The 16,446-nt window shown below is 71.9% G+C and carries 17 protein-coding genes; 9 read left to right on the top strand and 8 right to left on the bottom strand.

Annotation, left to right across the window (positions count from 1 at the left end; genetic code table 11):
• Positions 1-122: 122 nt before the first annotated feature.
• Both FB453_RS06295 and FB453_RS06290 read left to right on the top strand, forming a co-directional pair.
• Entirely contained in the window at positions 123-1,049 is a 927-nt protein-coding gene (locus FB453_RS06295; protein ID WP_186718087.1) for a hypothetical protein, read from the top strand.
• A gap of 105 nt (positions 1,050-1,154) precedes the next feature.
• Complete coding sequence (locus tag FB453_RS06290) at positions 1,155-2,900, top strand: DEAD/DEAH box helicase (RefSeq protein ID WP_486480177.1); 1,746 nt, start codon at positions 1,155-1,157, stop codon at positions 2,898-2,900.
• 95 nt (positions 2,901-2,995) lie between these two features.
• Here the strand turns inward: FB453_RS06290 and FB453_RS06285 are convergent, their stop codons facing one another.
• The 5 genes from FB453_RS06285 to FB453_RS06265 form a co-directional block, all read right to left on the bottom strand.
• Positions 2,996-4,120: a right-handed parallel beta-helix repeat-containing protein gene (locus FB453_RS06285; protein ID WP_222431318.1), complete on the bottom strand. Its 1,125-nt coding sequence runs from the start codon at positions 4,118-4,120 to the stop codon at positions 2,996-2,998.
• 163 nt (positions 4,121-4,283) lie between these two features.
• A complete protein-coding gene (locus FB453_RS06280) occupies positions 4,284-4,688 on the bottom strand; it encodes a DoxX family protein (protein ID WP_145788253.1) in 405 nt (134 codons plus the stop codon).
• Positions 4,689-4,821: 133 nt separating this feature from the next.
• Entirely contained in the window at positions 4,822-7,152 is a 2,331-nt protein-coding gene (gene lon / locus FB453_RS06275; RefSeq protein WP_112587161.1) for an endopeptidase La, read from the bottom strand.
• A gap of 141 nt (positions 7,153-7,293) precedes the next feature.
• Positions 7,294-8,163: a manganese catalase gene (locus FB453_RS06270; RefSeq protein WP_091397769.1), complete on the bottom strand. Its 870-nt coding sequence runs from the start codon at positions 8,161-8,163 to the stop codon at positions 7,294-7,296.
• An 83-nt stretch (positions 8,164-8,246) separates the two neighbouring features.
• The gene (locus FB453_RS06265) at positions 8,247-8,978 is read right to left on the bottom strand and encodes a sensor histidine kinase (RefSeq protein WP_145788251.1); all 732 of its coding nucleotides are present in this window, start codon (positions 8,976-8,978) and stop codon (positions 8,247-8,249) included.
• An 83-nt stretch (positions 8,979-9,061) separates the two neighbouring features.
• On the opposite strand from FB453_RS06265, the gene FB453_RS06260 reads away from it, so the two are divergent.
• Positions 9,062-9,685 carry a response regulator gene (locus FB453_RS06260; protein WP_486480176.1) on the top strand — a complete coding sequence of 208 codons (624 nt, stop codon included), beginning with the start codon at positions 9,062-9,064 and terminating at the stop codon, positions 9,683-9,685.
• A 144-nt stretch (positions 9,686-9,829) separates the two neighbouring features.
• The gene (locus tag FB453_RS06255) at positions 9,830-10,177 is read left to right on the top strand and encodes a histone-like nucleoid-structuring protein Lsr2 (protein ID WP_091397759.1); all 348 of its coding nucleotides are present in this window, start codon (positions 9,830-9,832) and stop codon (positions 10,175-10,177) included.
• A 126-nt stretch (positions 10,178-10,303) separates the two neighbouring features.
• Here the strand turns inward: FB453_RS06255 and FB453_RS06250 are convergent, their stop codons facing one another.
• Together FB453_RS06250 and FB453_RS06245 are read right to left on the bottom strand one after the other, a co-directional pair.
• On the bottom strand, positions 10,304-11,578 hold the full coding sequence (locus FB453_RS06250; protein ID WP_145788247.1) for a hypothetical protein: 1,275 nt from the start codon (positions 11,576-11,578) through the stop codon (positions 10,304-10,306).
• A gap of 295 nt (positions 11,579-11,873) precedes the next feature.
• Positions 11,874-12,749 (bottom strand): PDDEXK family nuclease, encoded by an 876-nt coding sequence (locus FB453_RS06245; protein ID WP_145788244.1) that lies wholly within the window; start codon positions 12,747-12,749, stop codon positions 11,874-11,876.
• A gap of 164 nt (positions 12,750-12,913) precedes the next feature.
• On the opposite strand from FB453_RS06245, the gene FB453_RS34050 reads away from it, so the two are divergent.
• From FB453_RS34050 to FB453_RS06225, 5 genes are read left to right on the top strand one after another with little or no spacing between them, the layout of a single operon-like run.
• Entirely contained in the window at positions 12,914-13,105 is a 192-nt protein-coding gene (locus FB453_RS34050) for a hypothetical protein (protein ID WP_186718083.1), read from the top strand.
• Entirely contained in the window at positions 13,102-13,482 is a 381-nt protein-coding gene (locus FB453_RS34045) for an Asp23/Gls24 family envelope stress response protein (protein WP_186718081.1), read from the top strand. Before FB453_RS34050 ends, FB453_RS34045 begins: the two co-directional genes overlap by 4 nt.
• Position 13,483: 1 nt before the next feature.
• The gene (locus FB453_RS06235; protein WP_145788239.1) at positions 13,484-14,005 is read left to right on the top strand and encodes a DUF6286 domain-containing protein; all 522 of its coding nucleotides are present in this window, start codon (positions 13,484-13,486) and stop codon (positions 14,003-14,005) included.
• On the top strand, positions 14,002-14,562 hold the full coding sequence (locus tag FB453_RS06230; RefSeq protein ID WP_145788237.1) for a hypothetical protein: 561 nt from the start codon (positions 14,002-14,004) through the stop codon (positions 14,560-14,562). The genes FB453_RS06235 and FB453_RS06230 overlap by 4 nt, the downstream gene beginning before the upstream one ends.
• A gap of 55 nt (positions 14,563-14,617) precedes the next feature.
• Complete coding sequence (locus tag FB453_RS06225; protein WP_145788235.1) at positions 14,618-15,343, top strand: helical backbone metal receptor; 726 nt, start codon at positions 14,618-14,620, stop codon at positions 15,341-15,343.
• A 99-nt stretch (positions 15,344-15,442) separates the two neighbouring features.
• On the opposite strand, the gene FB453_RS06220 is transcribed toward FB453_RS06225, so the two are convergent.
• Positions 15,443-16,399 carry a TerC/Alx family metal homeostasis membrane protein gene (locus FB453_RS06220; RefSeq protein ID WP_091397740.1) on the bottom strand — a complete coding sequence of 319 codons (957 nt, stop codon included), beginning with the start codon at positions 16,397-16,399 and terminating at the stop codon, positions 15,443-15,445.
• Positions 16,400-16,446: the final 47 nt, after the last annotated feature.

The following is a 16,446-nucleotide window of genomic DNA, read 5'->3' as shown; positions in this document are numbered from 1 at the left end:
TAGGACCGCCCAGCGCACGGTCCACCCATGCGAACTGTCATGGTCGGGCCGTGCGGTGCGCACCGTTTTCCCGTGACGAACGGGTCTGCCGCCCACACCGGGGTCACCGGCAGGGTCGAGGCATGGAAAACACCCGGATGTACGCGGACAGTCTCACCGCCGTACCGTCGTCCGCGCCCCTGCCCACCGACGAGCCGACCCCCTCGGCCCCGACACCGACCAGCGCGGCACCGACCGCCGCGGCACCGGCCAGCAGCAGACAGCGGCTGCTGTGGCATCTCGGCGAGATGGCAGTGGCGATGGTCGCCGGGATGCTGCTGCTCGGGCCGTTGTGGGAGCTGGCCGGCACCGCTCTGGGCGTCGGCGACGCGCTGGCCCGGCCGGAGGTCGCCGCACTGGTGATGGCCACGAACATGACCGTCGGGATGACGGTGGGGATGCGCTACCGGGCGCACCGCTGGCAGGCGGTCGGCGAGATGGCCGCCGCGATGTACGTCCCGTTTCTGCTGTTGCTCGTGCCGTTCTGGGCCGGCCTGATCGACGCCGACGCGCTGATGCTCGGCGGTCACCTGCTGATGATCCCCGCGATGGTGCTGGTGGCTCTCCGACACCGGCACGAGGCGTCGGCGCCGGTACGCCGAAACCGGGTCGTGGTGGCGCTCGCCCACCGCTGGCCGGCCGGGTTGGCGCTGCTGATGACCGTGGACATGTGGTTCGACCCGGGGGTGCTCAGCCCGTGGACGATGCTGGTGCTGCCCGGCGGCTACCTGGTGATCGGCGTGGCCCGCCGCACGCTGGGCGGGCGGGGCGTGCTCGCCACCCAACTCGCCGGTCTGGCCGGCTGGGTCGCCCTGACGCTGGTCGCGGTGCTGGCCGGCGGGCGGACCGCTGCCTGGCTGGTGGCGTTCGGGTGGTTGGCGCACGCCGGCTGGGACCTGGCGCACCGCGACGGCCGGGTGGTGCCGCGCGGCTACGCCGAGTTCTGCGTGGTGCTCGATGTGGCCCTGGCGGCGGTGATGGTGCTGGCCATCCTGACCACCGACGCCTGATCGAGGCCGCCGTCGGGGTCGCGGGACAGCCGCAGCACGGGCCGGGGGACAGCTCTTGTGGCGGTCGGCGCAGCGGCTCGGACGGCGTAATGAAAGGCTTGGCACATGAGTTCCGCACCTGCACAGCACGACGCACCGATTGACGCACCGATTGACGCCATCCCCGACGGCACCGACGAGGTGAGCGCCTTCACCGAGCTCGGCCTCCGCGCCGAGCTGCTGGGCGCGCTCGCCGCCCTCGGGTACGAGGAGCCGACCCCCATCCAGCGCGAGGCTATCCCACCGCTGCTGGAGGGTCGGGACCTGCTGGGTCAGGCGGCCACCGGCACCGGCAAGACGGCTGCGTTCGCGCTGCCGCTGCTGAACCTCATGGCGGCACACCGCCAGGGCGGCGACCCGGTGGCGCTGGTGCTGGTGCCGACCCGGGAGCTGGCGGTACAGGTCTCCGAGGCGTTCCACCGCTACGGCAAGGACCTGGGCGCGCGGGTGTTGCCGATCTACGGTGGGCAGCCGATCGGGCGACAGTTGCGGGCACTGGACAGCGGTGTCGACGTGGTGGTGGCCACCCCGGGCCGGGCCCTCGATCACATCGCCCGGGGCACCCTGCGCCTCGGTGGGTTGGCCACGGTGGTGCTCGACGAGGCCGACGAGATGCTCGACATGGGCTTCGCCGAGGACATTGAGGCGATCCTGGAGCACGCTCCGGCGCAGCGTCAGACGGTGCTCTTCTCGGCCACCATGCCGTCGCGCATCGACGGGATGGCCCGCCAGCACCTGCGCGAACCGGTGCGGATCGAGATCGGCCGGGAGCAGCAGGTCGCGGGTGAGGCGCCCCGGGTGCGGCAGAGCGCGTACATCGTGACCAGGGCGCACAAGCCGGCCGCGCTGGGTCGGGTGTTGGACGTGGAGTCCCCGACCGCGGCGATCGTGTTCTGCCGCAGCCGGGAAGAGGTCGACCGGTTGACCGAGACGATGAACGGTCGGGGCTACCGCTCCGAGGCGCTGCACGGTGGCATGAGCCAGGAGCAGCGCGACCGGGTCATGGGCCGGCTGCGGGCGGGCACCGCCGACCTGCTGGTGGCCACCGACGTGGCGGCCCGTGGGCTGGACGTCGAGCAGCTGACCCACGTGGTCAACTACGATGTGCCGTCCGCCCCCGAGTCGTACGTGCACCGGATCGGTCGGGTGGGTCGGGCTGGCCGCGAGGGCGTGGCGATCACTCTCGCCGAGCCGCGTGAGCACCGGATGCTCAAGACCATCGAGCGGGTGACCGGCCAGCGGATCACCATCGACAAGATCCCCACCGTGGCCGACATGCGTACCCGGCGGCTGGAGCTGACCCAGGCGGCCCTGCGGGAGAGCCTGCTGGAGGACGACCTCGACCCGTTCCGGGTGATCGTGGAGACGCTGACCGACGAGTTCGACCTGATGGAGGTCGCCCTCGCCGCCGTGAAGCTGGCCCACGAGGTGACGTCGCCGGGCTCCGACGACGAGGAGGAGATCCCGCAGGTTCCGGTCCGTGGACCGCGCGAGGGTCGACCGGAGGCCGGTGGCCGGGGCGGCGACCGGCGGGGCGGGGGCCGGCCACGCTCCGGCGGCGGCAACACCGTCCAGGTCTTCGTCGGCCTGGGCCGACGCGCCGGGGTGCGCCCGCAGGATCTGGTCGGCGCGATCACCGGAGAGACGGGCATCCGCGGCCGGGACATCGGCTCGATCGAGATCGCTGACCGGTTCTCACTGGTGGAGGTGCCGCAGGGGGTCGCCGACGAGGTCATCTCCGGGTTGCGCTCCAGCACGATCAAGGGCCGCAAGGCCACAGTGCGCCGCGACCGCGGCGGCGACGAGCGCTGAGCACGCCGTCGGCGACCGCCGGTGTACGACGGTCGCCGACGCGCCACTGCCCGGCGAGCGGCGGGCGAAACGTGAGCATCGGCCGCCCGCCGGTGCTAGCCGATGTTTCCGTTGACCACGTTGTTGGCCCCGACCAGCGACGCGCCACCGGACCGGTGGTCGAACGCCCGCATCACGTTGTTGGTGACGATCCAGTTGTTGCTGGTGCCGACCGTGATGATAGGTCGGTCCTGGTGGCGGGGCGTCGCGTCGTCGTAGAACTGGTTGCCGATCACCTGGCACATGTCGGCGTCACGGCCGAGGATCCCGTTCGCGCCGTTGTCGTGGATGTCGAGCCCCATGATCCGGGTACGTCCGGCTGAGGAGACCTCGATGCCGTTGGTGGCGTTGCGCCACAGCCGGCCGCCGATGAACTGGGTCCCCCAGACCTGCCGCAGGTCGGCGCCGCTGCCGGTGCCACTCGTGCCGTTCGACTCCAGGTAGACGTTCTGGAAGATGTTTCGATGGGCGGGTTCGCGCAGCTCCACGCCGTTGCCCCGGCATCCCCAGACATGCAGGTTGTCGAAGAAGCAGGCGCTGTCCAGCAGCCGTATCCCGGTCTGGCACTCACCGACCCAGACGTTGAGGAACTCGTTGTCGTACGCGACCTTGTTGACGAGGATGCCGACGCCGAGGCAGTCCTCGATGTTGATATCGGTGATCTTGTTGGCGTGGGCGCTGGTGTCCGCGTCCTTGCCGAGGAACTCGATGGCGTGGCTGCCCGAGTTGCCGAAGTGCAGGTGGTGGAAGGTCGACCGGGGGCCACGGATGGTCAACAGCACGTTGGAGGTCCGCATACCGTAGAAGTGCACGTTGGAGATCTGGTTGTACTTACCGCTCGAGACCAGACGACCGGTGTAGCCCGGGGCCGGCTGGATGATCGCCGCGCCGATGTTCTCGCCGGTCCAGGTCACACTCGTCGGGAAGCGGACCTCCGCTCCGAGACCGAGTGCGCCCACCGGGTGGAAGATCTCGCCGCCACCGGCCGGCAGCAGGTTCAGCGCGGTGGTGACCTTGTCCGACTCGTCACTGCCGTCGAGCCGGCAGCCGACCCGCGGGTCCCGGAGGCTGAGCGGGGCCTCCCGCACGGTCGTGACGGGCGGCGCTCCCGCCTGTTCCGCACCGGCAAGGGTGGCCACCGTCGTCGCCACCGCGGCGCCCGCGCCACCGGCGAAGAGCACCCGACGTCCCAACCGTCGGCCCGTTGGATCTGACCGTTGTGGCACCGCCGGTGGTACCGCACCAGGTGCGCTCACGATCGGTTCCATACCTCTCCCCCGTTGAGTGCCACCTCGAGCGGCGGGCAGACTCTACTGTGCATTGTCGCGTGCTGGCCGACGCGGATCAGAGGGCGTACGGGCCGAAACGGCCCCAGGCCACCACGGCGGCGAGGACGAGCAGCACAGCGCAGGCGACAGCACCCTGAATCTCGGTGCGACGCCCGTCCCGGGTGGTCTGCTGCTCGCGGGCACGCAGGTGCACGAGGATGCCGCCGATCATGACGATGACCAGTCCGACGGCGGCGAGCGGGGTGAGCACTGCGGCGATGCCGGTGGCGGCGGGCAGCACGAGCCCGGCGGCGGCCAGCAACTCGACCGCGCCGAGCGACTTGACCTGCGACGGCGGCACCGGGTCCACCCACCGCATCACGTCGCGCAACTTCTCCTTCGGCTGGCTCAGCTTGGCCAGTCCGACGCCGGCGAAGACGGCGGCGAGCAGGATCTGAATGATCCAGAGCACCACGTTCACGGGGGTTCCTCCAGGGGCCGCCTCATGGCGGAGAGGTGGTTGACGGTGCAGACGAGACAGTAGACCTCCCCCGCGTACCGAAAGGGCCCCCGCCGTCGGAAGACGGCGGGGGCCCGATGGTCGGAGCGGAGCGTCAGACCGCGAAGAGCGCCGGACCGTCCAGCGTCTTCACGTCGGCCGGGCGCAGCGCCAGGGCGAGCACGTCGGCCACGTCGGCCAGGGTGTGCACGGTCAGCGCCTCGCGCACCTCGGTCGGCAGGTCGTCCAGGTCGGGCTCGTTGCGCGCCGGGATGATCACCTCGGTGAGGCCGGCCCGGTGCGCGGCGAGCAGCTTCTGCTTCACCCCACCGATCGGCAGCACCCGGCCGGAGAGCGTCACCTCACCGGTCATCCCGAACTCGGGGCGGACCGGGCGACCGGTGACCAGCGACGCCAGGGCCGTGACCATGGTGATGCCGGCGCTCGGACCGTCCTTGGGCACCGCGCCCGCCGGGAAGTGGACGTGGATCCGACGTCCGGCGAGAGCGTTCGGGTCGATGCCGAACCGCCGCCCGTTGGATCGCAGGTAGGAGAGCGCGATTTGCGCCGACTCCTTCATCACGTCACCGAGCTGGCCGGTCAGGGTCAGCCCCGGCTCGCCCTCCATGCTGGTCGCCTCGATGAAGAGCACGTCCCCACCGGCGCCCGTCACGGCCAGACCGGTGGCCACGCCCGGCACGGCGGTACGCTCGGCCGATTCCGGGGTGAACTTCGGCCGACCCAGGTAACCGGTGAGGTTGTCGGCGCCCACGCGTGCCGGCGTCGGATCCGTCGCCAGCGTCACCGCCACCTTGCGCAGGATCTTGGCCAGGGCGCGCTCGAGCTGCCGGACGCCGGCCTCCCGGGTGTACTCCCCCGCGATCAGCGCGAGAGCCTCATCGGCGACGCTGACCTCGTCGACGGTCAGCCCGGCCCGCTCCCGCTGCCGGGGCAGCAGGTGGTCGCGGGCGATGGCGACCTTCTCGTCCTCGGTGTACCCGTCCAGGGTGACCAGCTCCATCCGGTCCAGCAGGGGGCCGGGGATGGACTCCACCACGTTGGCGGTGGCCAGGAAGAGCACGTCGGACAGGTCGAGGTCGACCTCCAGGTAGTGATCCCGGAAGGTGTGGTTCTGGGCCGGGTCGAGCACCTCCAGCAAGGCGGCGGCCGGGTCACCGGCGTAGCCGGCGGCCAGCTTGTCCACCTCGTCGAGGAGCACGACCGGGTTCATCGAACCGGCCTCGCGCAGCGCGCGGACGATCCGACCGGGCAGCGCCCCCACGTAGGTGCGCCGGTGCCCGCGGATCTCCGCCTCGTCGCGGACGCCGCCGAGCGAGACCCGGACGAAGTTACGCCCGAGCGCCCGCGCCACGGACTCGCCGAGGCTGGTCTTACCCACCCCGGGAGGACCGGCGAGGGCGAGCACCGCGCCGGAGCCACGACCGCCGACCACACCGAGGTTGCGCTCGGCACGCCGGTTGCGCACCGCCAGGTACTCCAGGATGCGGTCCTTCACGTCGGACAGGCCGGCGTGGTCGGCGTCGAGCACCGCCCGGGCCGCGGCCAGGTCGGTGTTGTCCTCGGTACGCGTGCCCCACGGCATCTCGAGCACGGTGTCCAGCCAGGTACGGATCCAGCCCGCCTCCGGGGAGGCGTCGCTGGCCCGCTCCAGCTTGCCGACCTCGCGCATGGCCGCCTCGCGTACCTTCTCCGGCAGCTCGGCGGACTCGACGCGGGACCGGTAGTCGGCGGAGCCGTCGGGCTCGTCCTCGCCCAGTTCCTTGCGGATCGCGGCGAGCTGCTGGCGCAGCAGGAATTCGCGCTGGGACTTCTCCAGCCCCTCGCGGACGTCACTGTTGATCTGCTCGGTGACCTCCTGCTCGGCCAGGTAGTCCTTCACCCAGCCGACCAGCAGCTCCAGCCGGGCGGTGACGTCCGGCGCGGCGAGCAGCTCGGTCTTCTGCTCCAGCGTCAGCCAGGGCGCGTAGCCGGCCGAGTCGGCCAGCTCGGAGAGGTCGGTCATCCGCTCCACCGCGTCGATGACCTGCCAGGCGCCCCGCTGCTGAAGCACGGAGGTCACCAGGGCGCGGTACTCGCGGGCGAGTTCCCGGGCCCGACCGGCGTAGGCGGGTTCGTCGAGCTCGGTCGCCTCGACCCAGAGGGCGGCACCGGGGCCGGGCACGCCGGAGCCGATCCGGGCCCGGGACAGGCCACGGATGACGGCGGCGGGCTCACCCTCGGGCAGCCGGCCGACCTTCTCGATGGTGGCGACCACGCCCACCGGGCCGTACTCGCCGTCGATGCGCGGCACGGCCAGCAGCTTGCGGTCGCCGGTCGCACGCGCCGCGTCGATCGCGGCCTGGGTGGTGGGGTCGAGGGTCACCGGGATGACCATGCCGGGCAGCAGCACGGCGTCGGTCAGGGGAAGTACCGGAAGAGTTGCCATCGAACACCTGCTATCGCGTTGAGTTGAGCGTGTCTCACTCAAGTAACAAAGCGTTCCCCTTGTTCCGGTGTGTGACCCAGACCACTCTTCCACCCGGTCCGTCGGGTCGCCCGGGACCGGCGGACGACCCGACGCGATACCTCAGGTGAGCTTGCTCTTCACCGTGTTCTTCACCGAGCCGGCCACCCCCGGGTTGGTGCCGTACAGGCGAGGGTCACCCGGGGGCAGCACCGGTTCCGGCGCGTTCGCCCGCGGGTTGTCGTCGTACCGGAACTCGCCCTTGCCGTCCGGCGAAGGCCCGGACGCCCAGCGCCCCTGGGCGGCGTCGGTGCCCGAGGAGAAACCCAGGTAGGTGTAGCCGTACTCCTCAGTGAGCTCGCCCGAGTCCGGGAAGGCCTCCGGCACCGGCATCTCCTCCAGCCCGTCCTCCTTGAGCTGCTCGATCGCCGCCAGCCACATGTTCTGGTGCATCGTGTCGCGAGCCAGCAGGAAGCGCAGCATCTGCTTGACGCCCGGATCGTCGGTCATGTGGAACAACCGGGCGACCTGGAGCCGACCCTGCGCCTCGGCGGTGACGTTGAGCTGGAAATCGGCCAACAGGTTGCCGCTGGCGGTGATGAACGCGCCGTTCCAGGGCACCCCGTTGGAGTCGGCGGGCAGGGCGCCGCCACCGCCGTGGATGAAGTGCGCCGGGTTCTCACCGGCGTACGTCGCGGCGCCTCCGGGGTCCTCCGCGATCCCCTCGGTCAGCGACAGCGGCGCGTTGTCCAACAGCCGGGTGATCATCGTGACGATCATCTCGACGTGGCCCATCTCCTCCGTGCCGACGTCGAGCAGCAGGTCCTTGTACTTGCCGGGCAGTCGGCAGTTCCAACCCTGGAAGAGATACTGGTTGGCGACCGTCATCTCGCCCCACTTGCCGCCCAACACCTCCTGCAACCGGCGGGCGAACGCCGCATCCGGGCCGTCCGGCTTGGCTTCGAACTGCAGATCCTTGACGTGGCTGAACATCCAACCTCCTCGGTACCGGAAATAGGTAGCGAGGCCGTTCCCGCCGCGCTGACCCGAGCGGGCCAACCGGTGTCCCGCCCGGGTCAGCGCACCGGGCGAACCATCGGCAGCAGCACCTCCAGCGCCACTCCACGGGGCCGTAGCCGGTGCGCCCGCAACGCTCCCCCGTCCGTCGCGACGAGCTGTCGCGCGATCCACAGGCCCAGACCGGACATCCCGACGGCCGGCGCCGGACGCCGCAGCGCGACCAGCAGCGCATCGTCGACCCGGCCCTCGTCGGTGACCAGGATGCTCAGGCTGGAGCCGCGCAGAGTGGCGTAGAGCCCGACCTGGCCGTCCGGCGGCCCGTGAAGCAACGCGTTCTGCACCAGGTTGACCAGTACCTGTCGGGTTCGTCCGGCCGGCACCGGGCAGGAGGCCGCCACCCGGGTGGCCCGCGCCCGCCGACGGCCCACCGGCACCAACGCGGCGGCCTCCCGCAGGATGCCCGCCAGCGCGACGGCCGGCTCCGGCTGCGCAGTCGACGTCAGCACGCCGGTGCCGGCGGTCGCGTCGCGGAGCAGGCTCTGCAGGTGGGCGGCCTGGTCGCGGGCCAGCTCACTGAGTGCCCGCCGGTCGTCCCCGGTCAGCTCCCGACGCTCGTCGGCCAGCGCGCGGGTCAGTGAGGTCAGTGTGCTGATCGGTGTCCGGAACTCGTGGCACAGCACCCGCAGCAGCAACTCCGAATCGGCCGCCGTCGGTCGTCTCTCGCCGGGTGTCGGCTCAATGGGGCGCAACCCTCGCAGCAGGTCCCGCAAACCATGCCGTACGCGCATCCACCCGACTCCCCTCGTTCGGTGCGAACCCGCATGATCGGTACCCGCTGGGGAACGGCGCAGACATGCCGGGAGCCTCCACCTTGCGACTCGTCGTCGTGGACGATCACCCCCTTTTCGTCCGCGGCCTGGAGTTGCTGCTCCCGATCACCACCAACGGCCGGGCCGAGGTGGTCGCCTCGACCGGCGACGCGGCCGCGGCGGCGGCCCTGGTCAGCAACTACTGCCCCGACCTGGCCCTGGTCGACCTGCACATGCCGCCGCCCGGCGGCATCCGGGCGGTGGCCGCGATCCGGCGGACCACCCCACGGGTACGGGTGGTCGCGATGTCCGGTTCCGCCGAGCCCGGCCCAGCGGTGGAGGCGCTGCGGGCCGGCGCCGAAGGGTTCCTGCCCAAGACCAGCGAACCGGAGGAGCTGCTGCCCCCGCTGCTGGCGATCCTCGACGGCTGGGCGGTGCTGCCGGCCGAACTGCTGCGCGCCATGCTGCGACCCACGCGCTCCGCGTCAGTCGACCTGGACGGCGAGGAACGGCGACTGCTACGAGCGATCGCCGCCGGCCGCAGCACCGTCGACATCGCCGAAGAACTGCACGTCTCCGAACGGACCGTGAAACGGATGACCGCCGCGTTGCTGCGCAAGTTGCGGGTCTCGAACCGGGCCGAGGCGGCTGCCGTCGCCGGCCACAGCGGCATCCTCGGGGAATGAAGCCTCGGCACCGAACCGATTCACGGTTTTGCTCTGCAACGGAATCGCGACGCGCCGAATGAATGGAAGGCATATTGTTGCGGATTACCGGGGTGGTAGGTCAGACTTTGGACACATCCCGCCGCACACAGGGAGTAATCGGCAATGGCGAGAAAAGTAATCACGGTCCTGACCGACGACCTCGACGGTGGGAAGGCCGACCGGACGGTTGAGTTCAGTCTCGACGGCGTGGCCTACACGATCGATGTCTCCGACGAGAATGCCGGCGTCCTGCGCAAGGCGCTCGATCCGTACATCAATGCGGGTCGGCGGATCGGGCGCGGCCCGGTGGAGAGCACCCGTTCAGTCCGGCGACCGGGGCGACCGGCCGGCGCGGGAATGGATCGGGAGCAGAACCGGGCCATCCGGGAATGGGCCGTCAAGAACGGCTACAAGATTTCCGAGCGGGGCCGGATCCCGGTTGAGGTCGTCGAGGCGTACAAGAGCCGCTGACGCGACTCGACGGGGCCCCGCCGGAAACGGCGGGGCCCCGTCGTTTGTCCGGGCGCTGGAAACGAAGCGGCGGCCGGCCACCCCGGGTTGTCGCCCCGGGTGGCCGGCCGCCGTTGGTACGTCAGCTCAGTTGACGTCGATGCGCACCGAGTCGAAGGCGGGGGTCTGGTTGGCCCGCTCCATCATCGGCAGGCGGTGCGAGCCGTCACCGGCCCAGACGGAGCACTGGGCGGTACCGGACTCCGGCAGGCCCGGAATCTGGATCGTCACCTCGTCGGGCTGGGCGCCACCGCGACCGTCCTCGGTCGCGACGAAGAACGCGGGCACCTCCTGCGGCTCCGGCGGAGCGGTCAGGCTGTCCAGCATCCGGCAGGCGGTGTGGAAGTGACCGCGGACCAGGCCCTGGTCGTTGAGGAGCGAGCTCTCCACGTAGTAGCCACCCTGACCGGCGGCCAGGAAACGGTCCCGGACCAGGTTGCGGGTGCTGACCCGCAGGGTGAAGGGCTGGTTCTGCCCGACCTGCTCGGGGAACTGGGTGATCAGCAGCGACGGGTTGTTGGCCGCCGCGCCGACCTCACCGAACTCGGTGCTCACGCAGCGGTTGCCGTTCTGGAAACCGTCGTGCGGCTGGAGGCGGCTCTCGTCGCAGTCGTTGGCGAGCACACCGAGCCCGGCGCCGGGCGCGGTACCACCGCCGTTGTTCCCGCCACCGTTGTTGCCACCGCCGTTGTTGCCGCCACCCGGGGTGGTGGTGGGGGTGGTGCCACCGCCATTGTTGCCGCCCGTGCCGCCGGTGGGCTGCACCTGGCACTCGGCGAGCTGCGCGAGGCCCTGCGGCCGGGGACCGACCCGGTCGATGGCGGTCGTGATCCGGTCCAGCACGGCGCGGCGCTTGCCGGCCAACGGCTGGAGGATCGCGCTGCGGATGAACGCCTCACCCTTGTTGCCCTCGGCGGCGAGCCGGCGGTCCGCCTCGGCGATCTGGGTCTGCAACTGGGCGAGGTTGCGGTCCACCTCGGCTCGCGCCCGGTTCGGCACCTGCGGCAGTTTGGCCGCCACATCCGGACAGGCGACAGCCGTGCCGGTGCCCACCGTGCCGTCCTTGCCGTCCTCGCACTCGGGGACCGACTGCTGTCCGTCACCCCAGTGATTACGCACCCACCGACCGTTCTGCCAGGTCCGGGTGGTCGAGCCGCCGCCGGTCGGCGCGGTAGCGCCCGGGCTCGGCTCCACGCACTGCCCGGCAGCCGGACGTGGCTTATTTGTCCGCCGGTCCTGGGCCGACGAAATCTGAGTCACGGCGACAACTCCGCCGAAGACCGCGAGCGTGCCGACAACTGCCAGCAGACGCTTGCTCCGCGCGTTGCCGGAAGGCCGGCGCGCCCGAGTGGACCTGCGCATCGAATTGCTCTCCTTCTCGATCCGGTAGTGGATTTCTGCCCTCGGCGGACCGACGGATGTGAGGTGGCACGCCGCGGTGGCGACCCACCGTGACCTACCCGGTAATGCGTCGATGGCCGACGATGCCCTTTCCGCACCGTCTCCCGCGCCCGGTGGACGCGGATGGGGAGATCCTGTTCATTCGCGCAGGAGTACGGGGCCGCGGCCGGGAAGGTTCAACAGACGCACAGGAAATTGCCGCGGCCGGACACGGAGCCGGTGCGGAGCTGGGATCAGCAGGTGAAACGGGCGCTGGTCAGTCGGCGCAGAGGTGGTCGAAGCCGAAACCGCCGACCAGTTCGTGGCGGCGCTGGCTCAGCGCGGCGATCCGCGCGGTCCACTCGGCGCGCGGGAGCAGGTCGGCGACGGTGTTCTCCCGCAGTCGTTCCCCCACGGCGACGGTGGCGAGATCCTCGGCCAGCCGGGCCGCGTCGATACCGCAGGAGAAACGGTGTTCGGTCACTGAGACCTGCTCGATGAGGCACGCGTCGGGTCGCACCTGCACCCAGCTCCACCCCTGCGCCGGCCCGTCGACCCAGCGGACGTGCAGCCCTCGCACGATCGGGTCGGCCACCTGCCCGGCCACGTACGCCTCGACCGCCGCAGCGCGGGTCAGCGCGCCGAGGTCGTTGACCGGCCCGGTACGCCCGTCCGGCAGCCGGCCCAGGATGTCCCGGAAGCCAACCGGCGCCGGTTCGGTCCCGGCGGCGGTGGCCCCGCCCGCGGCGTAGGCGCGCGCGTCGATCACGTACTCGACCAGGCGGCGGCCATGCTCGGCGGCGCTCAACGTGGGCGAACCGATCCGCAGAACGGGCAGGCCTGCGGCCGCGCTCACCGCGTCCGTGAGTCGCTCCACGCGTTGCTCCGCAGAGCCGGGAGACGGCAGCGGGCCGATCTGCACGGCGACGACCGGAAGGCCGGTGTCGGCGGCGTGGACCACGAAGTCGAAGCTGGCGCGGCTCGCCGAGGTCCACTGGCTGCCAGTGACACCGGGTGGGCGGCCCTGGACCAGGTCAGTGAGCCGGCGTGCCGCCAGGACCCGATGGCCGGCGCGGCTGAGCAGCGCGTCACGCCCCGCCTCGGCGGGCATCGCCCGCAGCCAACCGCGGTCGTCGCGCCCGATGCTCGTCATCTGCCTGATCCATCCGCCGGTCGGTCGAGCCGGGCCGAGTCTAGGTGGTCGATCATGGGCCACCGACTTCTCATGTGACGCGGATCACAGCAGCGCGGACGTTCCAGCAATGGCCGCCGGGTGTATCCAGCGACCGCCGGTACCGGACCGGCCCGGAGGTGACCATGTCGCGACAGCAGTTCGGCTTCCTCGCCGGGTTCCTCGCCGTGGCGGTCTGGGCGCTCGCCGGCGTCGGCGTGGCCGCCCTCGCCGTGCTCGCCGGCCTACTCGGCTGGCTGGTCGTCCGGGTGCTCGACGGCGACCTCGCGGCGACCGGTCTCGGCGACCGCCGTGCCGACGCTCGGCGGCGCCGATGACCACCCGCCCGTCCACCGGGACGAACCCCGGCACCGGACTGGCCGCCGGGACGACCGGTCCGGAGCGCCGCCCGGGCGACACCTCGGACGTCGCCCGGATCGCGGTGCAGGCTGCCAGCCTCGTGCCGGGCGTGTCCGTCGTCCGCCCGGCGGCTGTCCGCCTGGATGACCGGTCCGTCGGACTCGACCTGCACCTGATCACCTGGTACGGGCACAGCGTGCCGACGATCGCCGAGACGGTCCGGGCGGTGGTCACCGACCGGGTGGCCGCCCAGACCGGGCTCAGCGTGGCGGTGGTGACCGTCACCGTCGATGACCTGCTCGTCCCCGGCGTCGACTCCTCCGGCGTCGGCACCACCACACCGGAGGACGGCTGAGATGCGCACCGCCAACCGGGTCGCCTCGTTGCTGCTGGCCACCGCGCTGCTCCTCGGTGGTGCTGCGGCGGCCGTCCAGGCGTTGCTGCTCACAGTGCACCGACCGACACCGCTCGACACCAGCGGCTGGCTCGACGCGCTGAGCGCCACTCGGTGGCGCGACCCGACCGTCCGGGCCGTGGCCGGCGGGGCTCTCCTGCTGGGCCTGGCCATCCTCGTCGCCCAGCTGAGCCGCTGGACACCGGTCCGCCTTCGCGCCGACGAGGGAGACGGCTGGTACCTGCACCGGCGCTGTGTGGAACGGCGGCTCGCTGACGCCGCCAGCGCGGTGCCGGGCGTCCGCCGCGCCCGAGTCCGGGTCCGACGGCGCGGCGGCCAGTGGCGCCCCCGGGTCCGCGCGACCGGCGACCCGGCGGCGCGGGCGGAGATCGAGCTCGCCGTACACCAGGAGTTGCGCCACCTCACCGCACCCCGCCCCGCCCGGATCGACGTCCGGCTGCTGCCTCGGCGACGACCGGCGTGACCAACGCCGGGCACCGACTGCTGTGGACCATCATCGCGCTGCTGCTGGTAGCGGGCGGCGCGGCGGCGCTGACGGCCAGCCTCGGCACGTTGCCCGGTGCCGACCCGGCGGCGGTGCTGCTCAGCGCCGAACTGGTCGACCGCTGGCGCAGGGCCGCTCCGTGGAGCACCCTGGCCGCCGCCGTCGCCGGAGCGCTGTTCGCACTGGCTGGACAACGCCTGCTGACCCGGGAGCTGCGGGGCCCGGACGGCACGCTGCGCGGCACCCTGAGCCACCCCGGACGTCGGCCGGGCCGGACCCGGCTGGCCACCGACGTTCTCGCCGACGCGCTGGTACGCGACCTGACCGGCAACCCCGGGGTACGCCGGGCCCGGGTGGTGCTCACCGGCGCGCCACCGCACCCCGACGTGTGGATCCGGGTGGACCTCACCGCCGACGCGCCGACCGCCGGCGTACGCGAGCACGTTCGCGCCGCGGTACGCCGCTTCGCGGCGACGACCGACTGCCAGCCCGCGCACCTCGACGTGACCGCGCGCATCGAGCCCGGCCACCCCTGACCCGACGCCGACCCGCAGGGCATGATCGGTGTCGGCGGCGAACGGAGGTACGCGGGTGCGGGTGGTGTCGCTGGTGCCGTCCCTGACCGAGGCGGTGGCGCTGACCCTGCCGGGAGCGCTGGTCGGGGCCACCGACTGGTGCAGCCACCCGGCCGGGCTCGACGTGGCCCGGGTCGGCGGCAGCAAGTACCCCGATCTGGACCGGGTGCGCGCGCTGCGTCCGGACGTGGTGCTGCTGAACGTTGAGGAGAACCGCCGGGCCGACGCGGAGGCGCTGCGGGCGGCCGACGTACCGGTGCGGGTCACCTATCCGCGGACCGTTCCCGGCGCGTTGACCGAGCTGGGCGACCTGCTGACCGAACTGGGTGCGCCGACGGAGCCGGACTGGCTGCGGGCCGCCCGACGGGCGTGGGCCACACCACCCCGGCTGACGACGACCCGCCGCGCGGTGGTGCCGGTCTGGCGTCGGCCGTGGGTGGTGCTCGGCGGCGACACGTTCGCCGGTGACGTGCTGCGCCGCCTCGGCGTGGTCAACGCCTACGACGAGCACCCCGAACGCTATCCGCGCCCGACTCTCACCGAACTACGCGAACGAGAGCCCGACCTGGTGGTGCTGCCCGACGAGCCGTACCGGTTCACCGCTGACGACGGGCCGGAAGCCTTTCCTGGCGTACCGTGCGCCCTGCTCTCCGGGCGGCACCTCACCTGGTACGGCCCGTCCCTGGCCGAGGCGCCCGCGCTGCTCGCCGACCAGCTGTCCCGGCCGCTGCTGGTCGGCTGACCCCGCCCGCCGCCCGCGCTCGGTACGCGGCCCGGCGGCTCAACCAGGGGCCGGCGGCTCAACCAGGGGCCCGGGGGCTCAGCCAACGGCCCGGCGGGCTCAGCCGTCGGTTCGGCGGCGGGCGGCCAGGGTGCTGGCGCCGATGGAGACCGTCAGGGTCAGCAGCACAACGGCCAGGGTCAACCAGACCGGCAGCTTGCCCACCGGCGTCTCGGCGAGAATCAGCTTCAGCCCGGCGAAGGCCAGTAGCAGCGCCAACCCGTACCGCAGGTAGCCGAAGTGGCGCAGCAGACCGGCGAGGCAGAAGTAGAGGCTGCGCAGCCCGAGGACGGCGAACGCGGTGGCCGTCCAGACCAGGAACGTGTTGGTGGTGATGGCAAGGATCGCCGCCACCGAGTCGATGGCGAAGACCACGTCGGTGGCCTCGATGGCGACGAGCGCGACCAGCAGCAACGTCGCCACCCGCCGGCCGGCCACCCGGGCGGTGAACCGGTCGCCGTGGTAGCGGGCGTCGGTGGGCACCAGCCGCCGGAACAGCCGGACCACGACGTTGCGCTCCGGGTCGACGTCCGGCTTCCCGCGTACGGCCAGCCGCCAGCCGGTCCAGATCAGGAACGCGCCCAGCACGAACCCGGCCCAGGCGAGCCGGTCCAGCAGCTCGGCACCGGCGAAGATGAACAGCAGCCGGAAGACGAGTGCCCCCACGACACCCCAGAACAGCACCTTGTGCTGGTAGCCCGGCGGCACCTGGAAGTAGCCGAAGAGCAGCGCGAAGACGAACACGTTGTCCACCGAGAGCGCCTTCTCCAGCAGGTAGCCGGAGAAGTAGGCGATGGCCGGGTCACCGCCGAGGCCCCACCAGACGACCAACCCGAACAGCAGACCCGCGCCGATCCAGACGGCGCTCCACAACAGCGCCTCGCGGAGCTCGATGACATGGTTGTCCCGGTGCAGGAGCACATCCACGGCGAGCAGCACCGCGATCACCGCGCCGACCGCCGCCCATGCCCACAGCGGGACGGCGACCGTCGCCTCAGCCACCGACGCCCTCCGCATCGACCACCGCGCACCGCCCGTCAACCAGGCCGGCCGGCCCCTTTCCG

The sequence above is a fragment of the Micromonospora sp. CNZ322 genome (assembly GCF_007827755.1).
The sequence above is the reverse complement of the archived record's forward strand: the minus strand, read 5'-3'. Positions and strand labels throughout refer to the sequence as shown.